General features: G+C 53.4%; 2 tRNA genes and 3 rRNA genes. All 5 read right to left on the reverse strand.

Going from position 1 to position 5,258, the window contains the following annotated elements:
- Positions 1-32: 32 nt before the first annotated feature.
- A 5S ribosomal RNA gene (rrf, locus tag NCT03_RS33380) occupies positions 33-146 on the reverse strand.
- A gap of 117 nt (positions 147-263) precedes the next feature.
- A 23S ribosomal RNA gene (locus NCT03_RS33385) occupies positions 264-3,144 on the reverse strand.
- 305 nt (positions 3,145-3,449) lie between these two features.
- Positions 3,450-3,525, reverse strand: a tRNA-Ala gene (locus tag NCT03_RS33390).
- Positions 3,526-3,581: 56 nt separating this feature from the next.
- Positions 3,582-3,658: transfer RNA gene (locus tag NCT03_RS33395), tRNA-Ile, on the reverse strand.
- Between the two features lie 64 nt (positions 3,659-3,722).
- A 16S ribosomal RNA gene (locus NCT03_RS33400) occupies positions 3,723-5,255 on the reverse strand.
- Together the 16S, 23S and 5S rRNA genes with 2 tRNA genes alongside form the textbook arrangement of a ribosomal RNA operon.
- Positions 5,256-5,258: the final 3 nt, after the last annotated feature.

Raw genomic sequence — 5,258 nt, forward strand, 5'->3', positions numbered from 1 at the left:
TTGGGGGTGGGGTTTTTGTTGCTGCATGAGGAGCCTGACGATTACCTACTTTCACACGGGAGATCCGCACTATCATCGGCGTGGAGTCGTTTCACGGTCCTGTTCGGGATGGGAAGGGGTGGTACCAACTCGCTGTGGTCATCAGGCATGACTTGTTGTCGTGCGCCGGGTGGGCACACAACCAATCTGGGAAGAAGCAGTAAATGTTGGGTGGCGATTGTCGCACACGCATAACTCGCCAGTGGTTCAAACACACTGGTTATAGGATCAAGCCTTACGGGCAATTAGTATCAGTTAGCTCAATGCATTACTGCACTTACACACCTGACCTATCAACGTCCTGGTCTAGAACGACCCTTCAAGGGGCTCGAAGCCCCGGGGATATCTCATCTTAAGGCGAGTTTCCCGCTTAGATGCTTTCAGCGGTTATCTCTTCCGAACATAGCTACCCGGCGATGCCACTGGCGTGACAACCGGTACACCAGAGGTTCGTCCACTCCGGTCCTCTCGTACTAGGAGCAGCCCCCTTCAAATATCCAACGCCCACGGCAGATAGGGACCAAACTGTCTCACGACGTTTTAAACCCAGCTCACGTACCTCTTTAAATGGCGAACAGCCATACCCTTGGGACCGGCTACAGCCCCAGGATGAGATGAGCCGACATCGAGGTGCCAAACACCGCCGTCGATATGAACTCTTGGGCGGTATCAGCCTGTTATCCCCAGAGTACCTTTTATCCGTTGAGCGATGGCCCTTCCATACAGAACCACCGGATCACTATGACCTGCTTTCGCACCTGCTCGACTTGTCGGTCTCGCAGTTAAGCACGCTTATGCCATTGCACTATCAGCACGATTTCCGACCGTACCTAGCGTACCTTCGTACTCCTCCGTTACACTTTGGGAGGAGACCGCCCCAGTCAAACTGCCTACCATGCACTGTCCCCGATCCAGATCATGGACCAAGGTTAGAACCTCAAACAAACCAGGGTGGTATTTCAAGGACGGCTCCACCGAAACTAGCGTTCCGGTTTCATAGCCTCCCACCTATCCTACACAGATCGGTTCAAAGTCCAATGCAAAGCTACAGTAAAGGTTCATGGGGTCTTTCCGTCTAGCCGCGGGGAGATTGCATCATCACAAACACTTCAACTTCGCTGAGTCTCGGGAGGAGACAGTGTGGCCATCGTTACGCCATTCGTGCAGGTCGGAACTTACCCGACAAGGAATTTCGCTACCTTAGGACCGTTATAGTTACGGCCGCCGTTTACCGGGACTTCAATCAAGAGCTTGCACCCCATCATTTAATCTTCCGGCACCGGGCAGGCGTCACACCCTATACGTCCACTTTCGTGTTTGCAGAGTGCTGTGTTTTTATTAAACAGTCGCAGCCACCAGTTTATTGCAACCTCTTCACCCTTCCAGCGCAGGCCAGTCAAGCTACAGAGGCGTACCTTATCCCGAAGTTACGGTACCAATTTGCCGAGTTCCTTCTCCCGAGTTCTCTCAAGCGCCTTAGAATACTCATCTCGCCCACCTGTGTCGGTTTGCGGTACGGTCACTATTAGACTGAAGCTTAGAGGCTTTTCTTGGAACCACTTCCAATTGCTTCGCTTCCGAAGAAGCTCGCGCCACACCCTTGAATTATGTGCCCGGATTTGCCTGAGCACCTTCTCCAATGCAGCGACCGGGACGTCCAACACCCGGACAACCTTCCGCGATCCGTCCCCCCATCGCATCTAACAATGGTGCAGGAATATTGACCTGCTTCCCATCAGCTACGCATTTCTGCCTCGCCTTAGGGGCCGACTCACCCTACGCCGATGAACGTTGCGTAGGAAACCTTGGGCTTACGGCGAGGGGGCTTTTCACCCCCTTTATCGCTACTCATGTCAGCATTCGCACTTCCGATACCTCCAGCACGCTTTTCAACGCACCTTCGCAGGCTTACGGAACGCTCTCCTACCATGCATATAAATATGCATCCGCAGCTTCGGTGACTGGCTTGAGCCCCGTTACATCTTCCGCGCAGGACGACTCGATCAGTGAGCTATTACGCTTTCTTTAAAGGGTGGCTGCTTCTAAGCCAACCTCCTGACTGTTTTTGCCTTCCCACTTCGTTTCCCACTTAGCCAATCTTTGGGACCTTAGCTGGCGGTCTGGGTTGTTTCCCTCTTGACACCGGACGTTAGCACCCGATGTCTGTCTCCCGTGATTGCACTCTTCGGTATTCGGAGTTTGCTATGGCGTAGTAATCCGCAATGGACCCCACAACCATGACAGTGCTCTACCCCCGAAGGTGATACACGAGGCACTACCTAAATAGTTTTCGGAGAGAACCAGCTATTTCCAAGTTTGTTTAGCCTTTCACCCCTATCCACAGCTCATCCCCTAACTTTTCAACGTTAGTGGGTTCGGTCCTCCAGTACGTGTTACCGCACCTTCAACCTGGCCATGGATAGATCACTTGGTTTCGGGTCTACGCCCAGCAACTGATCGCCCTATTCGGACTCGCTTTCGCTACGCCTGCCTTAATCAGTTAAGCTCGCTACTGAACGTAAGTCGCTGACCCATTATACAAAAGGTACGCCGTCACCCCTTACGAGGCTCCGACTGTTTGTATGCATGCGGTTTCAGGATCTATTTCACTCCCCTCCCGGGGTTCTTTTCGCCTTTCCCTCACGGTACTGGTTCACTATCGGTCGATCACGAGTATTTAGCCTTGGAGGATGGTCCCCCCATCTTCAGACAGGATTTCACGTGTCCCGCCCTACTTGTCGTACCCCTAGTTCTTCCACGCTGTTTTCGCTTACAGGGCTATCACCTGCTATGGCCGCACTTTCCAGAGCGTTCAGCTAACAACACAGATAAAGAGTACAGGCTGATCCCATTTCGCTCGCCACTACTCTGGGAATCTCGGTTGATTTCTTTTCCTGCGGTTACTTAGATGTTTCAGTTCACCGCGTTCGCTTCACTAAGCCTATGGATTCAGCTTAGGATGACCCATTCGGGCCGGGTTTCCCCATTCGGATATCGGTGGATCAAAGCTCGTTTGCCAGCTCCCCACCGCTTTTCGCAGGCTACCGCGTCCTTCATCGCCTGTGATCGCCAAGGCATCCACCACATGCACTTGTTCGCTTGACCCTATAACGAGTGTGTCTGCCAGCATTGCTGCCTTTAAGCCCACCGTCATAGGTTGAGTATTCGCGTTGTGCCGTATTCCAAAGCAATCTTTCGATCACCTTTTCATACTTGATACAATCACAACCCTGATTACCCTACTCACACCCATCTCTAAGTGCTTTCGAATAATCTCTTTACTACTTCTTCCAGATTGTTAAAGAACGACAGCCGATAGCATGATCAAATTCGATCACCTACCCGCGCTGACTGGCTCAATCGCCAATGCGCAACGTTGAACTCCGCGTTCAGCGCTGTGCATTGAGGATTGGTGGAGGATGACGGGATCGAACCGACGACCCCCTGCTTGCAAAGCAGGTGCTCTCCCAGCTGAGCTAATCCCCCCGTGTGTGCCTGACTCAGTCTGCTCGCTTGGTCGTTTTAAGCACCGCTTGCCCGGGTGGTGGGTCTGGTTGGATTCGAACCAACGACCCCCGCCTTATCAAGACGGTGCTCTAACCGACTGAGCTACAGACCCTTAGCCTGTCTTTCTGACAGCCGATAAGCGTGAACACTTGAGTGGGCGAGCGTTTAAGCTCGAGAAAGGAGGTGATCCAGCCGCACCTTCCGATACGGCTACCTTGTTACGACTTCACCCCAGTCATGAATCCTACCGTGGTGACCGTCCTCCTTGCGGTTAGACTAGCCACTTCTGGTAAAACCCACTCCCATGGTGTGACGGGCGGTGTGTACAAGACCCGGGAACGTATTCACCGCGGCATGCTGATCCGCGATTACTAGCGATTCCAGCTTCACGCAGTCGAGTTGCAGACTGCGATCCGGACTACGATCGGTTTTCTGGGATTGGCTCCACCTCGCGGCTTGGCAACCCTCTGTTCCGACCATTGTATGACGTGTGAAGCCCTACCCATAAGGGCCATGAGGACTTGACGTCATCCCCACCTTCCTCCGGTTTGTCACCGGCAGTCTCCCTAGAGTGCTCTTGCGTAGCAACTAAGGACAAGGGTTGCGCTCGTTGCGGGACTTAACCCAACATCTCACGACACGAGCTGACGACAGCCATGCAGCACCTGTGCGACGATTCTCTTTCGAGCACCCCAAGCTCTCACCCGGGTTTCGTCCATGTCAAGGGTAGGTAAGGTTTTTCGCGTTGCATCGAATTAATCCACATCATCCACCGCTTGTGCGGGTCCCCGTCAATTCCTTTGAGTTTTAATCTTGCGACCGTACTCCCCAGGCGGTCAACTTCACGCGTTAGCTACGTTACTAAGGAAATGAATCCCCAACAACTAGTTGACATCGTTTAGGGCGTGGACTACCAGGGTATCTAATCCTGTTTGCTCCCCACGCTTTCGTGCATGAGCGTCAGTATTGGCCCAGGGGGCTGCCTTCGCCATCGGTATTCCTCCACATCTCTACGCATTTCACTGCTACACGTGGAATTCTACCCCCCTCTGCCATACTCTAGCCTGCCAGTCACCAATGCAGTTCCCAGGTTAAGCCCGGGGATTTCACATCGGTCTTAACAGACCGCCTGCGCACGCTTTACGCCCAGTAATTCCGATTAACGCTCGCACCCTACGTATTACCGCGGCTGCTGGCACGTAGTTAGCCGGTGCTTATTCTTCCGGTACCGTCATCCCCACCCGGTATTAACAGGTAGGTTTTCTTTCCGGACAAAAGTGCTTTACAACCCGAAGGCCTTCTTCACACACGCGGCATTGCTGGATCAGGGTTGCCCCCATTGTCCAAAATTCCCCACTGCTGCCTCCCGTAGGAGTCTGGGCCGTGTCTCAGTCCCAGTGTGGCTGGTCGTCCTCTCAGACCAGCTACAGATCGTCGCCTTGGTAGGCCTTTACCCCACCAACTAGCTAATCTGCCATCGGCCGCCCCTATAGCGCGAGGTCCCGAAGGATCCCCCGCTTTCTTCCGTAGATCGTATGCGGTATTAATCCGGCTTTCGCCGGGCTATCCCCCACTACAGGACACGTTCCGATGTATTACTCACCCGTTCGCCACTCGCCACCAGGGTTGCCCCCGTGCTGCCGTTCGACTTGCATGTGTAAGGCATGCCGCCAGCGTTCAATCTGAGCCAGGATCAAACTCTTCAGTTCAAT

Source organism: Caballeronia sp. GAWG1-1, assembly GCF_023631465.1.
Lineage (GTDB): Bacteria > Pseudomonadota > Gammaproteobacteria > Burkholderiales > Burkholderiaceae > Caballeronia.